This is a genomic window from Pedobacter sp. 22226 (assembly GCF_052045455.1).
GTDB lineage: Bacteria > Bacteroidota > Bacteroidia > Sphingobacteriales > Sphingobacteriaceae > Pedobacter > Pedobacter jeongneungensis.
In genome coordinates this window covers 111,313-128,470 of the sequence record NZ_JBQEPB010000004.1, presented here as the reverse complement: position 1 = coordinate 128,470, position 17,158 = coordinate 111,313, and the positions used below count along the sequence as shown (strand labels likewise).

Here is a 17,158-nt window from a genome sequence, read left to right as displayed (position 1 = left end):
AACAAACAAAACATGTCTAAAACAAAACTTACCATTAACAATAACGGCTCTGTTAAAATTGAGGGCGATTTCGAAATTGTAGATAGAAACGGAAACGTTTATGGCTTACAGGGCAGAGAAGTCCTTTCAATCTGCCGTTGCGGATTATCAAAAAATAAGCCTTTTTGCGATGGCGCACACAATGGCCATTTCGAGCATGAAGCCATTGCATTCGATCTTCCTCCTAAAAAAGTTTAAAATCGATTATCATCTCGACTGAAGCGCAGTGAAATGGAGATATCTATCAAAGTAGATTTAACTTCGTTGAACCCGGGTCTCGAACATGTTGTACTTCGCTCGAAATCATGGTAATTCAATTGAATTATAACTTAAGAAAGAACATGTTAAAACAACTATTACTGTTAGCATTTGCGTTAATCTTAGTTTCTGCCTGTGCACAAAAAGATATCAAGGAGTATGTCGCAGAAAATCGAATTGATATTAAAACCGTTTCGCCAGATTCAACTGATTTTTCTGATTTATATACTTTTGGTAAAGTAATTGGTGATTCTAGGATTGTGATGTTGGGTGAACAAGATCATGGTGATGCTCCAACTTTTTTAGCAAAGACAAGATTGATTAAGTATCTTCATGAACAGAAAGGGTTTAATGTTCTGGCTTTTGAAAGTGATTTTTTTGCTTTAAATGAAGGGTGGGATAAATTAGAAAAGCAAAAAGGAAAAATCGACTCTTTTATTTTAGGAAATATTTTTGGTGTTTGGACGAAATGTAAAGAATGTGATAACCTTTTCTACCATTACATTGCAAAAACTTATCAAGACAAAAAGCCACTTGTGATAACTGGTTTCGATAGTCAAATTCATGGAATTTATAGTTTAGAGACCTTAAAAATTTTTATCGACAATTATCTAAAAACAAAAAGGATTAATTATGCGCACACTGAAAAATATAAAAAAGATTTTCTTTCCTTTTTCGATTCAATAAAATATAATGATGATATTAAAAAACAAATAAACTTTAACGAAGCACTAAAACAGATTGACTTAGAGCTTACGACAAAAGATACTGCGTTTTTTGAAAGGATGTTACTTGAAAGTTTAAAGGCAAATACAGAAAGCGAGATTTCATTCTTGAGCAAAAACAACGATTTCTTGAACATTCGGGATAAACAAATGGCTGAAAATTTAAAATGGCTATTGAAATATAAATTTCCAAATGAGAAAATCATAGTTTGGGCGGCTAATTCTCATATTCTTAAACACCCTGAATTAATTGAAAATTCAACTTGGAATAAGTGGAATAACTGGAATATTATGAAAACAATGGGAGATTTTTTTATCGTGGATAGTTTGCTTAACGAACAGACTTATATTTTAGGGTTTGATTCTAGAACCGGGAATGCAGGTAGGATTACTAACGACAAAAAAAATGTTGTACAAACACCATTTAATGATAGTTTTGAAACATGGATTCCTAAAAATATACCATATGCCTTTATAGACTTCAAGCAATTTCGTAATGAAAATCCTATTAAAAAAGAATATTTTTTCATGAAAGGAGTAGAACACAGCGCCAATTCTGCTTTATGGACAGATGTTTACGATGGTATTTTTTACATTCGAGATATGTATCCGTGTGGTTCTAGTAGAGAAAAATGAAACGCTTATTAGTCGCGATATTTTTATTATAAAAGAACTCGAAGATTTGTAAAAAATTGGAAACTTATTTTCCTCAGCTTAGTGTAATGTTATAAAAATAGCCAACAAATATTTGACAACCAATATTTTGTAACTTAATAAACCAAATGAACATAGGAAATCCTCAGCCCTTAAGTTCATATTATAGGTATTCTTGAAAAACAACAGCGAATTGGCTGGCAATACACAGACAATAACTACTTATAATGCAGTTGGTTACATACACTCATAACAAATCTTCGCAATATGATAGGAATATGTACCAAAAATATATCTCAGTAAAAGTCAATCGAAAATAAACTATTCATTCTTTTTCGGAAGTGAGCAGTCCGGTTCCTTGTGGCAGCCTGCAGTCCCGCTTTCCCCTCCTGCCGTTTTTAATTCTACGAAAAAGAAAATATTCCTATAAAACGGCATCCATACAATCGGGCTTAAGTTTGTAAGGTCTGTTCTGCACCCACCGTACCAAAATAAACCTGATTGGATGAAAGCTGACGCAGTTTATTTGCATTAGGCACCTACATTAAAGCTGTAAGGAAAGCAGGGCTGATGTAACCGATAAGCAGTGGTTCTGCTTTCCTAAAAAATAACTTTTATCTTTTTTGGAAGTGAGCAGTCCGGTTCTTTGTGGCAGCCTGCAGTCCCGCTTTCCCCTCCTGCCGTTTTTAATTCTACGAAAAAGAAAATATTCCGATAAAAACGGCATCCGTACAATCGGGCTTAAGTTTGTAAGGTTTTTCCAAAACTACTTATCTCCTGATCACTACTTGCTTGTAAAAATCTGAACAAACGTTTGTCTTTTTAGCTGTACAGCCCAACTTTTGCACATTTTCAGGATATTGATTAAAATTTAAGGTCAAACTTATCCTCAAAAATTGCTTTAACAATAGAAATAGCCGTTTTTCAAACTTTCCATTCCGATTTTCAAAAAAAATCATCAAACGTTTGCGCTGAGTTTGTTTCTCTACTCCCTCTCAATTGTGATTATCTTGATTTAACAATAAATAAATCTAACACAATCACTTATGGTATCATAATCTACATAAACGCATTTTTCGTACCCGTTAATTTGTTAATTCGCATATCCCGGAAATCTAAAATCCCTTTATACCTAATCAACCTTAAAAAACCTAACCTTAAAAAAACTATGAAAAAAATTACCCTTTATGCCTGCATATTACTTGCAGGATTAGGCACAGCCTGTCGGAAAAACCAGATCGCAGAAAACCAGGAAATTTCACCGGCATTAAAGAACAAATCCTCACTGGTAAACCCTAATCTGATTACACAAACACACAACCTAAACCTGATCTATTTTGTACCTAACGACCTGGATACACTTGCCGGTTTTAGAAAAAGATTAGGCGATTTAATGCTTTGGGGCCAGAATTGGTACAAAGGTGAAATGCAGCGGAACGGTTATGGCGCTAAAACCTTTGGTTTATTGCCTGATACCAGTAACGGTTTAGTAAAAATTATCCTCATCCGGGGAAATTTACCAAAAAGCAGTTATCCTTATTCAGGCGGAAGCGGTGCAGTAGCCAGCGAGATCAACGCTTACTTTGCAGCCCACCCTACAGAAAAAACCAGCGACCATACTTTGGTTATTATTCCAAGATATAGTTTCCAGTCTGATGGTACACCAAGCGGCGGTCCGTTTTATGGAACAGGCAGATGGTGTTATGCACTCGATTATGAAGGTATGGACATTAAAAACCTGGGAAAAACGGATACAGAGGGTAACCGTTTTAGCGTATGGTTTGGTGGCATGATGCACGAACTGGGCCACGGTTTAAATTTACCGCACAATTGCCAGAAAGTATCAGAAAATTCGACACTGGGCATGGCTTTAATGTGGGCAGGTAACGGAACGCTGGGTAAATCGCCTACCTTTTTAACCGCTACCGATGCCGCAATTTTAAATGTGAACCAGATTTTCAATAATGATAATAAAACCTATTATGGTGCGGTTACTGCATCTATTGATAAAATACATGCCAGTTATTCATCAACCAAAGGTGCAATTGTTGTTTCGGGAAAATATTCTGCCAATGTAAAAGTAAACAGCATTGTGTATTACAACGATCCGAATGTAAATAATGAAGGTACCGGGGTAAATCATGATTATAATGCAACTACCTGGGAGTCAAAATCAATCGGCCTGGATAGCTTTTATGTTGAAATGCCAATTTCTGACCTGCAATACAAATCGGACGGTATTCCTTACGAATTAAAGGTAAAACTGGTTCACGAAAATGGAACCGTAACCGAAACTGTTTATAATTACACTTTCGCCGGCGGGGTACCTGTTTTAACTTTTAGTACGCAGAACGAACTGAGTAAAACCGGATGGTCTATTGCCTCATTCAGCTCGGAAGAAACCAGCGGCGAAGGCACGGTAAACGGAAGGGCAAGTAAATTAATTGATGGCAGTGCTGCCACTTACTGGCATTCGAGGTGGAGCAGTTCTGCAACCAGCTATCCGCATACCATTGTAGTGGATCTTGGATCACTAAAAACAGCAAATGGATTAAGTTTAACCCAGCGCAGCGGCTTATCAAGGGCAGTTAAAAACTTTCAGGTATTAACCAGTACCGATGGCACCAATTTTACTTCGGTAAATAATTATGTGGCCGCAAATACAAACGGCGCACAATATTTTAGTTTTGGCACGCCAAAATCGCTAAGGTATTTTAAAATTATTGCCAATTCTGCATATGACGGACTTCAGTTTGCCGCCCTTGCCGAGCTGGGATTATATTAAAATATAAATTTGGATTTTAGATCTTAAAAAGAATCCTGCTTAAGCGGGATTCTTTTTTAAACACCTACCCGCGATGGCGCCTTACCAAAAGCTTTTTTAAAAGCAAAAGAAAAATGCGAAAGATCTTTAAAACCCACTTCGAGGTACACATCCGACGATTTCCAGCCTTTCTCTGTAATCAGGTAATAGGCATCGTTTAACCGTTTTTTCTGTAACCAGCGGTTAGGAGAAAGGTTAAAAATTTTCTTAAAATCTCTTTTAAAGGTAGCTAAGCTCCTTCCGGTTAAATAAGCAAAGCGGTTAATATCTACATTGAATTTATAATTGGCATTCATATAGGCTTCCAGGTCAATTTTCCCTGGTTCAGAGAAATCAAAAAGCACATCTTTTAATACCGGGTTGGTTTGCAGTAAAATCATTACCGCCTCTTTAACTTTTAAATCGACCAAAGCCTGATTAGATCCGTTATTTCCGTCGAGATAGGGCCATAGCGAATCAATATAATTTTTTAACAAACTGTTATTTTCAAGCGCTAAACCTTTAAGATCGTGGTTGGGCTTTTCCATCTGCAGGTTATATTCGCTGCTAATGCTTTGCAGAATTTCCTGACCGATGTTGATGCTGATCGATTTAAATTCTCCACCTGCAGGCGGATATTTGGTATATCTGGCCAACTGGTTACGCCTGAAAAACCGGAAATCGCCATCCGAAAAGGTAAATTTCTCTCCACCGATAAAAATCTCTGACGTACCTGCAATTACCAGTCCTAAAGAATGGTTTGGAATAAATTGTTCGCCCTCACTGCTTTTTTGGGCATAACAGGAAAACATAATATCCGGACGTTTGAGTTGATTTGGCATGTTGATCAAATTTAAGGTTTTTAAGCAGATTGACGTATTTTTTAACCACAGATGGACACAGATTAGTTTCTACTAGCGCTATTCATAATCCCCACGGATGCGCGGGAAACACAGATCTTAATATTACTATGTGTTACCCCACTTGCCTGGCTTACTATTTTTTACCACAGGTACACACAGATAAACACAGATCTTAGTCATGCAATACGTCATCTGTGTTCATCCTTTTTATCTGTGGTTAATATATTTATTATTGCCACGGAGGCACAGAAAACACAGAGAAATTTATCTACATACAAATCTGCGTCTCCGTGGCGACATAATAGTCGCAATCTTAACTGTAGCAAAGATCCTTCGACTTCGCTCAGGATGACAAAACGAGTGAAAAAATTAGTCTATAAATAATCAGTGTCAATCTGCCCCTCCGTGGCGATATAATAGTCTCAATCTAACTGGAGCAAAGATCCTTCGACTTCGCTCAGGATGACAAAACGAGTGAAAGAACAAGTCTATAAATAATCAGTGTCAATCTGCGCCTCCGTGGCTAAAACTTACTTCTTTATAAAAGATTTACCCAGATCAGTGGCTAAAAAGTTCTCCGCTTCCTCATCATCCGTTGATAAACTCACTTCCATCCATTTTTCCATTTCGACAGTTCTTGCAGCATCAGCTTGTTTGAGCAAAGCAAAAGCCTCGCTTCCCAACACCAAATGCACAGGTGGCTCAGGGCTTTCTACCAGATCAAGCATTACTTTTGCAGCCTTTTCCGGATCGCCCATTGGTACAAAATTGCCGTTTTTAAAGAAATCAGAGCGCTTTTCAACCGAATTTTCATATCCTTCTATGGCAGGCGCGTATGTCATCGAATCACCAGCCCAATCGGTACGGAAACCGCCTGGTTCTACACTGGTTACATAAATACCTAAATCTATTACTTCTTTAGCCAGGGCTTCGGTAAAACCACCTAAACCAAATTTTGCGGCCTGGTAAATGCTCAACCCTGCATTACCCACACGGCCACCTACCGAACTGATCTGCAAAATCCTGCCCGAACGTTGCTTGCGCATAAAAGGCAATACCGCGCGGGTTATCTCGATGGGTGCATATAAATTAGTTTCCAGCTGACTGCGTACCTGTTCCGCTGTAAAAGATTCTGCCGCTCCAATAATCCCAAAACCGGCGTTATTTACCAATACATCTATTTTACCAAAATGTTCTATCGCTGCTTCTACTGCTAAATGTACCTGATCGTAATCGGTAACATCTAAAGTGACCGGCAGAACCTGACCGGGATATTTTTCTACAAAATCATTTAAAGCTTCGGTATTTCTTGCTGTTGCCGCAACCAAATCGCCTTTTGCCAGTACCTGTGCTGTCAGGCTCCGTCCCAGTCCGCGGGAGCTGCCTGTTATAAACCAAACTTTTTTCATTTTTTCTATCATTTTATAAATCAAAGATAGGTTGAACAGCATGGGAAAGCTTTGCTAAAAGGCTCAATTTACTTTGTTGAAAAGCTCATTAATTTTTATCGGAACTTTTTTAGGTGATGTAATGTTAAATTATGGTAATCAGTTTAATATATTATGGCAAAGGCAAAGAAAAAAGACAACAAGAAAAAGGGTAAAAAGAAGGGCAAGAAAAACAAGCTCGGCGTTAAAAATTCGCTAGTGAACAACATCAATGCCCGAAAGAAAAAAGGCAAATCGAGATCAAAAAAGAAATCGAAAATCAGTAAAAAAGCTTATAAAAAGATGCAGAAGGGCTGGAAAAAGTAATGTATTTGTAAATCCTGTGTCGATTTTTTAAAAAATATAATTTCTTAAATAAAGAGGCGTATATTTGTAAGGTAAACTTATAAGTTTTACTTACAAAAATGAGTGCAAAAAATAGTCATGATATCGCCACGCAGCTCCGTCCGGTTTTAACCAGACTGGTTAGAAAAATGCGCAAGCTTTCTCCAATTGATACCCCATTATCGCAAACCGAAAGGGCTGTATTGGTTTCTTTAGAAAATCAAAGCCTTTTGGCTGCAGAGCTGGCTGTGATTGAAAAAATAACCCCGCAATCGATGGGACAGGTAATTACCCATTTAAATTCCCTCGGATTGATTGATAAAACCCCCTCTGATACCGATAAGCGCAAAATATATCTTTCCATTTCAGCATTAGGAAAAGAAATGATCCGGCAGGTACGTAACGAGCGTGATGAATGGTTAAGCAAAGCTATTGCAGAGGTATGCAATGCGCAGGAACAGGAAATTTTAAAGGCAGCAATTGGTCCGCTGACCAAACTGGTAGAATATTAAGCTATGAAAATCAGCACCTTCAATGCCTTTAAAAGCCGTAATTATCGTTTGTATTTCGGCGGACAGTCTATTTCGCTGATTGGAACCTGGATGCAGAAAACTGCGGTAAGCTGGGTAATCTATTCAGAAACACATTCCAAATTTATGCTGGGTTTAACGCTTTTTGCCAGCCTGTTCCCTTCGTTTATCTTTTCGTTTTTGGGTGGAGTGGCTTCCGATCGTTATAACCGTTACAAGCTATTGTTAATCACTCAAGTGGCCTCGATGATCCAGGCCGTATTGTTAACCTTGTTGATTTTCTTCAGGCACTACTCGGTATGGGAAATTATTGCTTTAAGTGCTTTACTCGGACTGATCAATGCCTTTGATGTTCCTGCAAGGCAATCGCTGGTTTACGAAATGGTTGATGATAAAGCGGACTTGCCCAATGCACTAGCTTTAAACTCATCGATGGTTAATTTATCGAGGTTAATCGGCCCGGGTTTAGCCGGACTGGCATTAGAAAAATTTGGTGATGACATTTGTTTCGGATTAAATGCAGTGAGTTTTATTGCGGTTATCGGTTCATTATTGATGATGAAACTGCCGAAATATATTTCCAAACCCAGCACTAAAAATGTAATGGAAGAGCTGAAAGAAGGTTTTGCCTACATCAAAAAAACGCCTTCCATCAGTATCATTTTGATTATGCTGGCGCTGATTAGTTTAACGGTTTTACCTTTTAGTACACTCATTCCGGTTTATGCAAAAGATATTTTTAAAGGTACGGCATCAACTTTCGGGGTAATTGACAGTGTGATTGGTTTGGGTGCCTTCTCTGGCGCTATCTTTCTCGCATCGTTAAAACCCGGACGAAACCTCCGGAAAATCCTAGCCATTAACACTTTGATTTTCGGTTTAGGCCTGATTTTATTTTCACACACCACCTACTATCCCATCGCATTGGTTTTCGCTACTATTTCGGGCTTCGGCATGATGTCGCAGATTACCATTAGCAATACCCTGATTCAAACTACCGTCGATCCATCAATGCGTGGCCGGGTAATCAGTTTTTATGCTATGGCCTTTTTCGGCATGCAACCGTTGGGCGGATTGCTTGTAGGTGGTATTTCCCAATGGATTGGCACCCCTGATACCGTTTTACTGGAAGGTGCAATTGCCCTCATCATCGGTGCATTTTTATACCGGAAACTCCGGAAAGAAGAAATCAAAAACACCACCATCAAACCAGAAATTAACCAGCTCGAATTAGAAAAAATTTAATTTAAATCAATACAAAAATGATTACTTCAATAGATCAAAAAACAGCCTTAGTTTTAATCGATTTACAGAAAGGAATTTTACAATTTCCTGTCGCAAAACCCGTTAACGAAATTCTGGCAAAGGCTGCAGCGTTAGTTTCGGCATTTCGCAGGGCCAGTCTGCCGGTTGTAGTAGTAAATGTTGATCCAACTAAATCGCTGCTGAATAATTTACGTACCGATGCCAATGCAAAATTTACCAGCTTTCCTGACGAGTGGTTCGAAATTGCACCAGAAATCGAAACCCATGAAGATGATATCTTCATTACTAAAAATGCATGGAATGCTTTTACAAATCCAAAGCTGGATACTGAACTGAAAAAACGGGGCATTACCGGAATTGTACTGGCAGGTATTTCTACCAGTGTGGGTGTTGAAGGAACGGCCAGGGCAGCAAGTGAATATGGGTATAACATTACTTTCGCTGAGGATGCCATAGCAGATACTAACGCAGATGCGCATGAACATAGTATAAAGCGTATTTTCCCGAGGTTGGGCGAAGTTGGTGATACGGATAAGATTATTGAAGTATTGGCGGCATCTGTATAGAGTTTACGCTCTCAAAAAATACATACTAGTCTTAGCGTCTCGCTAAGACTGTTCCAAAAGTTGGCATTGCGGAGGCTTTTCTGCTGTCTGCATGTTTCTTTTTTTACGGTAAAGCAACTTTACAACGATCTCAACCTCCTATTCGCATTAAGATTGCTTCGTGCCTCGCAATGACGACAATTTTCTTTTACTGTTTTAGCGTCTCGCGAAGGCCATCAGTTTATTATTACACTTTCTTAATCGCCACGGATGCAGGGAAAAACACAGATTTTACGGCTCCATCATTCGGAGCTCCAGCGATTGAAATCTATCAGGGCAGATCTCTCCATTCCACTACGTTGCAGTCGAGATGACGTTAAGGCTTAGGCAATACATGATTTTCCTTCGCCCAGGCCTGCCATTTTGCAGATAATTCTTTTACCTTATCAGGATGTTGAGCGGCCACATCATTCAATTCGGTTTTGTCATTTTTGATATTGTAAAGGTGCCAGGTAGAATCGTCAGATACATTGACCATTTTCCAATCGCCAGAACGGACAAAACTTGCATTAAAATGTTCATTAAATAAAGTTTCGTGCCCCTTTGATCCCTTTCCTTTTAATGCAGGCACCAAACTTAGTCCTTGCATTGGTTTGATAGTATTGCCCTTATAATTGTTTGGGTATTTCGCATTGGCCAGTTTTACAAAAGTGGTCATGAAGTCCATTACATGCCCAACCTGATCGGTATAACTTCCTTTTTTCGCGGCGACTCCTTTTGGCCAGAAAGCAATCATTGGCGTATGTACACCACCTTCGTACGATTGTGCTTTTGCCAGTTGATATGGGGTATTGGCTACATTTGCCCAGATTGGTCCGATGGAGGTATAACTCGTTTGCGGACCCGGCATTACCTTTTTGTAAATGGGATAAGCAATTTTTTCTCCCGCTCTTGTTTCACTTGGCCGGTCGAAACCTGGTCCGTAACGCATGGCATCTTCCGGACTCGCGCCATTATCACTCAAAAAGATAATCAGCGTATTATCCAGCTGATTGGTTTCTTTTAAAGTTTTAATGATACGGCCAATGCCCTGGTCCATCCGATCGATCATAGCCGCATGCACAGCCATCGCCATTTCATCAAAAGCTTTAGTTGGGTTATCCTCCCATTTCAGGGTCGATTTCCGCGGAGATAAAGGAGCCGTTTTAGGATCAATCAGGCCCATGGCAACCATTCTTTTATATCTCGCTTCGCGGATAGCATCCCAGCCCGCTTTATAAGTATCTTTATATTTAGCGATATCTTCGGGCTTTGCCTGCAACGGCCAGTGAGGTGCATTTTCGGCTACGTATAGAAAAAAGGGTTTGTCGCCTTTACTAAATTCGCGGATGTAAGTAGCAGCAGTATCATTAATCGCATCAGTATGGTAATAATCTTTGGGTACTTCTTTAATAGGCGTTGTACCACTTACCAGGCTAAAAGGATCAAAAAAATCGACTACTCCCCAAAGTGTGCCGAAGAATTTTTCAAAGCCCCTGCTGGTTGGGTATTGATCTATTGGAGAAAACAACGGAAATGATGTTTTATGGTTCAGCCAGTCTAACTGAGCTTGCGGTGTAGGCTGCTCAATGGTATTGGAAACGTGCCATTTGCCCGACATTGCCGTTCTGTAACCCGCATCTTTTAACACCTCTGCCAATGTTACTGTATTTTTGGTGATGGCGCCACGATATCCTTCCACACCTCTGTCAGTAGTCATTTCGCCAATACCTGCATTATGGTTATAAAGTCCGGTTAATAAAGCCGCCCTTGTTGGGCAACAACGCGAAGTATTGTAAAAATTTTTGAAGCGTACACCCTGACTGGCGAGATAATCGATATTTGGCGTTTTAATTTCTCCTCCATAGCAGCCGATATCAGAAAAACCAAGATCATCGGCCAGAATTACAATAATATTGGGTCGTTTATCTACAACTTTCTTAGGTTTTGGTTTGTAGGTAAAAGCGGTTAAAACACCGATCGACCCGATTAAAAGCAGGGCAGAATATTTGGTAAATGTGCGCATCATCCCCCAAATTAAGCTAAAAATATGAAAGTGTAAATTTCATCAATTAATTTGTTGCAAATACAGCTAAATCGATTTATAGATACTTTGAATCCTATGCGCTGAAGATCTGGGAAACTAACACGAACTAGAGAAAACAAATGAAGAATCTGAGGTGATAAATACCCGATTCCTTTTCGAATATTGCGGATATCTAATAAATATGTCGTTTTACTATCAAAAAGATATTAGTATCCAAAAGGATAGCAGTATCCTTTACGAAAGCATATATCTTTGCATGATGGGACCAGCAAAAGAACACCGCAGTAAAGAAGCCTGTACAGCAAGTTTAAACGCGGTAAAAGATGCACTTTATGTATTAAACGGCAAATGGAAACTTCCTTTAATTATCTCTCTACAGGAAGGACCGAAGCGGTTTAACGAAATCCAGAAATCGGTTGGAGAAATTACACCAAAAATTTTATCAAAAGAGCTGAAGGATTTAGAGTTGAATGAGTTTGTAGTGCGCAAGGTTTTTTCTACCACTCCGGTTACGGTAACTTACGAGCTAACACCTTACAGCGAATCGCTGGATAAGGTAATTAATGAGTTGAGGGAATGGGGATTAAAGCACCGCGAAAGATTGGTGAAAAACAGAAAAACTGAGCCCGTTTTAGAGGCGATGAGCGCTTAAGTGCTTCTGTAAATTGCCAAAAAAAGCAAAAACCTGATAATGATAAAATTCGGCTATCTTTGTGCAAAATAAAATCGATGGCGGTATTACATAAAAAAGAAGAAAAAATTCAGGCAGTGCTGGGTAGGTTGCCTAAAAAATATACGGATGAACAATTTGTAGAAATGTTTATCAGACTTTACTCTAAAGATTGGGGTAAAATTAAATCTGCTTATATTAAACAATCGCAGGATAAAGAGCCTGGAACAATTATCAATATGCCTAAACCTGAGGTATATTTAAGGCAGATTTTGGCCAATTACCTGCAACAAGACCATGCCCCTAAAGCAGAAGAAGTTAAAGAAGCGGTTGTTGAAGCCCCCGTTGTTGAGGCTAAAAAAGCCAAGGCACCAGTGAAGAAAAAAGAAGCCGTAGCGGAAGAAGTTCCTGCTGAGGCTAAAAAAGTTAAAGCTCCTGCAAAAAAGAAAACTGAAGTAGCTGAAGAACCTGTTGCTGAAATAAAGAAAGCAAAAGCACCTGCAAAGAAAAAAGCAGAAGTGACAGAAGAAACTCCTGCGGTTGAAAAGAAGGCAAAAACTTCGACAAAAAAGGCTGTAGAAAAAAAATAAAAAAATATTTTACACCGAATATAATAAATCGCCTTTTTGGTTGTTTATATATATGAGAGCGTTAATTTAGATGACGGGGATAGGTCGGTATGATCGATCCCCGTTTTTTTTATGCCTGCCATTTTGAAGCGGTCTTCATCTCGACCGGAACGCACTGGAGCGGAGAGATCTATCCCGATAATACACCCAAGCCAGATTTCGCTCGAAATGACGCTACGGAGGAAGCCCTGCTCGAAATGACAAAATGGTCTGTGAGGACACAGACCATGGAGTAGGAGTAGAGTAGTAAGAAGTAATCAAAAAGACCCTTCGACTCCGCTCAGGTTGGCAAACTGCATGGAATTTTCCGTGTTTTCAGTGCCTCCGTGGCTAAAAAGAATGATTAAGAATTTCGAGGAGGTCTGTGGGACACAAACCACGGACAGCATAAAAAAAGCCGCTGAATCCTCAGCGACCTTACAATCAAACTAACATATTTTATTTTTCAATCATTTTATAGTAGCGAACGTAATCCACTTCCATTTTTTGCGGCCAGATGGTCTCATCAACACCTTGCGCACCACCCCAATCGCCGCCAACAGCAACATTTAACAACAGGTGGAAACGTTTATCAAATGGCCAAACCTTATAACCTGTTCCTTCATTGATAAATTCGAATACCTTTACATCATCATAATAACCGCGGATGGCAAAAGGTGTCCAGTCTACACGGTACAAATGGAAAGCTGTACTTGCCCCATCAATTTTTTTGGTAATGGTTTTCTGGGTATTGATTTTGAAATAATACGCCTCGCTGTGGGTACTAAAATGAACCATGTCCTGATCGTAACCTACATGTTCCATAATATCGATTTCTCCCGATTTAGGCCAATCGCCATAAGCACGATCGGTAGGCAACATCCAAATGGCAGGCCATGTTCCCCTTCCGGTTGGCAGTTTAGCCTTAATTTCGAAACGGCCATATAAAGCATCGAGTTTATTACGGGTTACCATACGCGATGAAGTGTAAGCCATGCCGCCCATGTTCTCTTTTTTAGCAGTGATGGTTAATATTCCGTTGGCAACACTGGCATTATTGGTAGTATTGGTGTAATACTCAAGCTCGTTGTTGCCCCAACCGCCACCTCCGGTATCGTAATCCCAATTGCCAGAAAGTGGTGCACCGGTGTTCGTAAATTCATCAGCCCATGTTGGTGCCGATTCAAAAGCCCATCCTTTATCAACCGGTGGTCCTGCTGGTACCGGCGGCACATAAACCAATCCATCATCACCTCCCTTTTTCGAACAGGAGCTCAATGCAATTACACCAATGGCAAATGCAAAAACCACACTTTTAAAATGCTTTACAGAATGTATCATCATATCAATTTTTAAAAATGGGGCAGTTTGTAGATCTTTCTATAAACTGCCCCGTTAAATCAGGCTTTACTTAAACTCAAAATCGTCAATGTAGAATATGCCCGGAGCAGGATGACCTTCGCCACCCAACTGAACCACAATTTTATCGTAAAGTGTTTGAGCAGCAGATCCGGAATAATCGAACTCTAACTGTATCCACTTATTGTAATCAGTTGCGGCAATCGTTTTAACAATTTCGATCTGTGTAGTATATGCATTGCCACCCAAGAGAGAGTTTTGCAGCTTTACCGAAACCTTTGGCTGCAATTTTGTAAAATCATTCCCGCCAGGAATAAAAACTTTTAAGTGGACTTTGTTTTTCGCCGCAAGATCAAAACGGTAAGGTAAGGTAACATTCAGGTTTCCGTACTGACCGTCATCGCCTGTTCTTTTTTCATAATAACCTACCTTTGCAGAGGTATTAACCGGGAATTTTGCCGGATTATCATAAGGACTTGTAAAATTAACATTTTCGGCAGTCCAGGTGAAATTTGCAGTACCCTGAAAATCATCAGCAAGGTTTGCGGCCTGAATAGGTTTTTGCACAATTGGGCGAACGTAACCTTTTTTAATCAGTTTTAAATACCAGGCATTGCCACTATTGGCTTTATCCAAACAGCGCAACCACATTTCATTCTCGTTTAAAGATAAAATCTGATATTGAGAAACCCCCAGATAATAACCAATAAACCCTCCTCCGGAAATGGTAATGTATTTCACACCATTGGTTTCGGTAACCAGCCAGGTTAAATTGGTTGGCGGGGTATAATTTACCGTTGGATCATTCGCCCCTGCAGGTCCACCAATACCCGGTGCATTGGCTGCATTGGCAAAAGTAGTACCTTTATTGTCGTAAGTATATTTCAGGGCATTCATGTTGAAGGTCATCTCATCATCGTAAAAGCCTAAACCATTCTTTTCATCAGGACCGGCCTGATACCAGTTTGGCTCCATTTTGGCAATTTCACCTACACCTAAATGTCCGGCTGATTTTTGGTCGATTACCCATGTAAAACCTGTGGCGTTTGCTAAACCTCCCGAAAGGGTTGTAAATGCCGGATCGGTTAACATGGCTGGATTAGTAGCTGCAATAATCACTGATTTGGTACTCGAAACCGAACCACCATCAGTAACAATGGTTAGTTTAACGGTATAAGTTCCTGCTAAAGGATAGGAAGCGGTAACCGTATTCCCATCGGCGGTTGCGCCGTTGCCAAAATCCCACAGGGCTTTAAAACCCGGCGATTGATTAACCAAAGTAAGCACATTGGCATTGGTTGCAGTAGGGGTTACGCTAAACTTCACCTGATCGGCCGTAGGCGCAGCACCTAAATCTTTATCGGTATTTCCTTTTTTGCAGGCATTAAAGCTCAGCAAAAGCAGCAAGGCCAAAAACCCGGCTGTTTGTTTAATGATATAATTTAATTTCATGATATATTTAATTAATTATAACCTGGATTTTGTTTAATCACACCTTTTGTGAGATCAATTTCTTGTTGTGGAATTGGAATAAATTCGCTTTTGCCTGCTTTGTAGCCCACTGGGCCTAAAACAGTAACGGCCCTGCCACTGCGAACAAGATCGAAGAAACGGTGCCCTTCGAAAGCAAGTTCTAACCTGCGCTCGTTGAAGATATTATCTAAAGTTGCAGGAACCGGAGTTAAACCCACTCTGGCCCTTACAGCAGTGAGCAGTTCTAGTGCACGTGTCGGATTACTGTTTAACCTCACCAAGGCTTCAGCTTCCATTAAATAGGTATCGGCCAAACGCATTTCAATTTCATCAATAGGCCAGTTTAATTCGGCGGTACCGCTGTTAGAACGGTAAGCTTTTAACGGTGCATATTTTTTGATGAAATAATCGGTGTTCTGGTACCTTCCGTTATAAGTTGCGCCGGCAGCTTTTAATGCAGCACCATCAATAATAGAGGTAGCAAAACGCGGGTCAGTTTTCATGGCATTTACCAGGCTCAGCGTTACCGGGCAGAAGCCCCAGCCTGCAGAATAAGTATCGCCATTGTAACTGTCCATACCCACAAACTGGGTACCTACATTACCTTCTCCACCATTAACCCAGCCCCAATCGCCCCATGCAGCTAAGGTAGAATGAGGAATTTCCAAAATTACTTCAGCATTAAATTTATTATCCGGTCTGAAGATATCGGCATAATTTGGCAATAAAGAATAACCGTAAGCATTACCAACTTTATTAATATCGTTAAATAAAGTAGCGGCTTCCTGAAGTTTGGTATTATCGTTTTGGTACAGCAATACTTTTGCAAGCAATGCTTTTGCTGCACCCATCGAAATGCGGCCTTTTTCGTTTGTGGCAACCGTTGCAGGTAACGACGGATAAGCATCACGCAGGTCTTTCTCCACCTGCGCATAAATTGCTGCCGGTGCAGATTGTTTTTGTGTGTATAATTCTCCTGTTGGGATGGTGGCCGTAATTAATGGCACATTGCCAAAAAACCTCACCAGATCGAAATAGAAATATGCCCTTAAAAATTTAGCCTCGGCAGTTACCCTGGTTTTAAAACCTGCGCTTAAGGTTGTTGCCTTTTCAATTTTCTCTAAAATAATATTGGCACGGTTAATACCAGTAAAGTTTTTGCTCCATAAACCCACCTGCGGACCCAATCTCGAATCCATGTTAAAGTTATCGTAAGCTACCCAGCCTGGCTGATCGGAGGCGTTACTGCCGCCTGCAAAACAATCGTCGGATGCAGCACTTAATAATGGTTGTTTCATGGTATAACCACCGGTTGTACCCCATTGCATTACATCATAAACCGATATCAGGCCCTGGTAAACTTCTGTTTCGTTACGGTAAAAATTTTCTTCTGTTGCAGTTCCTTTTGGCACCAACTCCAAAAAATCTTTTTTGCAGGAAACTGTTAATTGCATCATCGCCAAAATGGCAATCGAATATTTTATATCTCTAATTTTCATATCGCTCT

15 protein-coding genes are annotated in these 17,158 nt (G+C 39.9%); 9 read left to right on the top strand and 6 right to left on the bottom strand.

Features of this window, described 5'->3' with window-relative positions; translation table 11 throughout:
* Positions 1–12: 12 nt before the first annotated feature.
* The 3 genes from ACTJKC_RS10100 to ACTJKC_RS10090 all read left to right on the top strand — a co-directional run bounded on the left by ACTJKC_RS10100 (position 13) and on the right by ACTJKC_RS10090 (position 4,461).
* Positions 13–237 carry a CDGSH iron-sulfur domain-containing protein gene (locus tag ACTJKC_RS10100; protein WP_010600649.1) on the top strand — a complete coding sequence of 75 codons (225 nt, stop codon included), beginning with the start codon at positions 13–15 and terminating at the stop codon, positions 235–237.
* Positions 238–380: 143 nt separating this feature from the next.
* On the top strand, positions 381–1,658 hold the full coding sequence (locus ACTJKC_RS10095; RefSeq protein ID WP_440791588.1) for an erythromycin esterase family protein: 1,278 nt from the start codon (positions 381–383) through the stop codon (positions 1,656–1,658).
* A 1,186-nt stretch (positions 1,659–2,844) separates the two neighbouring features.
* Entirely contained in the window at positions 2,845–4,461 is a 1,617-nt protein-coding gene (locus ACTJKC_RS10090) for a discoidin domain-containing protein (RefSeq protein WP_440791586.1), read from the top strand.
* Between the two features lie 56 nt (positions 4,462–4,517).
* Here the strand turns inward: ACTJKC_RS10090 and ACTJKC_RS10085 are convergent, their stop codons facing one another.
* Positions 4,518–5,321 (bottom strand): helix-turn-helix domain-containing protein, encoded by an 804-nt coding sequence (locus ACTJKC_RS10085; protein ID WP_440791584.1) that lies wholly within the window; start codon positions 5,319–5,321, stop codon positions 4,518–4,520.
* Between the two features lie 551 nt (positions 5,322–5,872).
* Entirely contained in the window at positions 5,873–6,751 is an 879-nt protein-coding gene (locus tag ACTJKC_RS10080) for an oxidoreductase (RefSeq protein ID WP_440791582.1), read from the bottom strand.
* 153 nt (positions 6,752–6,904) lie between these two features.
* Between ACTJKC_RS10080 and ACTJKC_RS10075 the strand changes: the two genes are divergently transcribed.
* The 4 genes from ACTJKC_RS10075 (at position 6,905) to ACTJKC_RS10060 (ending at position 9,476) form a co-directional block, all read left to right on the top strand.
* Positions 6,905–7,096 carry a hypothetical protein gene (locus tag ACTJKC_RS10075; RefSeq protein ID WP_440791580.1) on the top strand — a complete coding sequence of 64 codons (192 nt, stop codon included), beginning with the start codon at positions 6,905–6,907 and terminating at the stop codon, positions 7,094–7,096.
* A 98-nt stretch (positions 7,097–7,194) separates the two neighbouring features.
* The gene (locus ACTJKC_RS10070) at positions 7,195–7,626 is read left to right on the top strand and encodes a MarR family winged helix-turn-helix transcriptional regulator (RefSeq protein ID WP_440791578.1); all 432 of its coding nucleotides are present in this window, start codon (positions 7,195–7,197) and stop codon (positions 7,624–7,626) included.
* A 3-nt stretch (positions 7,627–7,629) separates the two neighbouring features.
* On the top strand, positions 7,630–8,889 hold the full coding sequence (locus tag ACTJKC_RS10065) for an MFS transporter (protein WP_440791576.1): 1,260 nt from the start codon (positions 7,630–7,632) through the stop codon (positions 8,887–8,889).
* 17 nt (positions 8,890–8,906) lie between these two features.
* A complete protein-coding gene (locus ACTJKC_RS10060; RefSeq protein ID WP_440791574.1) occupies positions 8,907–9,476 on the top strand; it encodes an isochorismatase family protein in 570 nt (189 codons plus the stop codon).
* A 355-nt stretch (positions 9,477–9,831) separates the two neighbouring features.
* Here ACTJKC_RS10060 and ACTJKC_RS10055 read toward each other — a convergent pair whose 3' ends face one another.
* Entirely contained in the window at positions 9,832–11,523 is a 1,692-nt protein-coding gene (locus ACTJKC_RS10055) for an arylsulfatase (RefSeq protein WP_440791572.1), read from the bottom strand.
* Positions 11,524–11,722: 199 nt separating this feature from the next.
* On the opposite strand from ACTJKC_RS10055, the gene ACTJKC_RS10050 reads away from it, so the two are divergent.
* Together ACTJKC_RS10050 and ACTJKC_RS10045 are read left to right on the top strand one after the other, a co-directional pair.
* Positions 11,723–12,193 carry a winged helix-turn-helix transcriptional regulator gene (locus ACTJKC_RS10050; protein ID WP_344852191.1) on the top strand — a complete coding sequence of 157 codons (471 nt, stop codon included), beginning with the start codon at positions 11,723–11,725 and terminating at the stop codon, positions 12,191–12,193.
* A 77-nt stretch (positions 12,194–12,270) separates the two neighbouring features.
* Positions 12,271–12,801 (top strand): hypothetical protein, encoded by a 531-nt coding sequence (locus ACTJKC_RS10045; RefSeq protein WP_440791569.1) that lies wholly within the window; start codon positions 12,271–12,273, stop codon positions 12,799–12,801.
* Positions 12,802–13,278: 477 nt separating this feature from the next.
* Here ACTJKC_RS10045 and ACTJKC_RS10040 read toward each other — a convergent pair whose 3' ends face one another.
* The 3 genes from ACTJKC_RS10040 to ACTJKC_RS10030 all read right to left on the bottom strand — a co-directional run bounded on the left by ACTJKC_RS10040 (position 13,279) and on the right by ACTJKC_RS10030 (position 17,150).
* Positions 13,279–14,163, bottom strand: coding sequence for a glycoside hydrolase family 16 protein (locus tag ACTJKC_RS10040; RefSeq protein ID WP_440791567.1), 885 nt, complete (start codon positions 14,161–14,163; stop codon positions 13,279–13,281).
* 63 nt (positions 14,164–14,226) lie between these two features.
* On the bottom strand, positions 14,227–15,630 hold the full coding sequence (locus tag ACTJKC_RS10035; protein ID WP_440791565.1) for a PKD domain-containing protein: 1,404 nt from the start codon (positions 15,628–15,630) through the stop codon (positions 14,227–14,229).
* An 11-nt stretch (positions 15,631–15,641) separates the two neighbouring features.
* Positions 15,642–17,150, bottom strand: coding sequence for a RagB/SusD family nutrient uptake outer membrane protein (locus ACTJKC_RS10030; protein WP_440791563.1), 1,509 nt, complete (start codon positions 17,148–17,150; stop codon positions 15,642–15,644).
* Between the last annotated feature and the right edge of the window lie 8 nt (positions 17,151–17,158).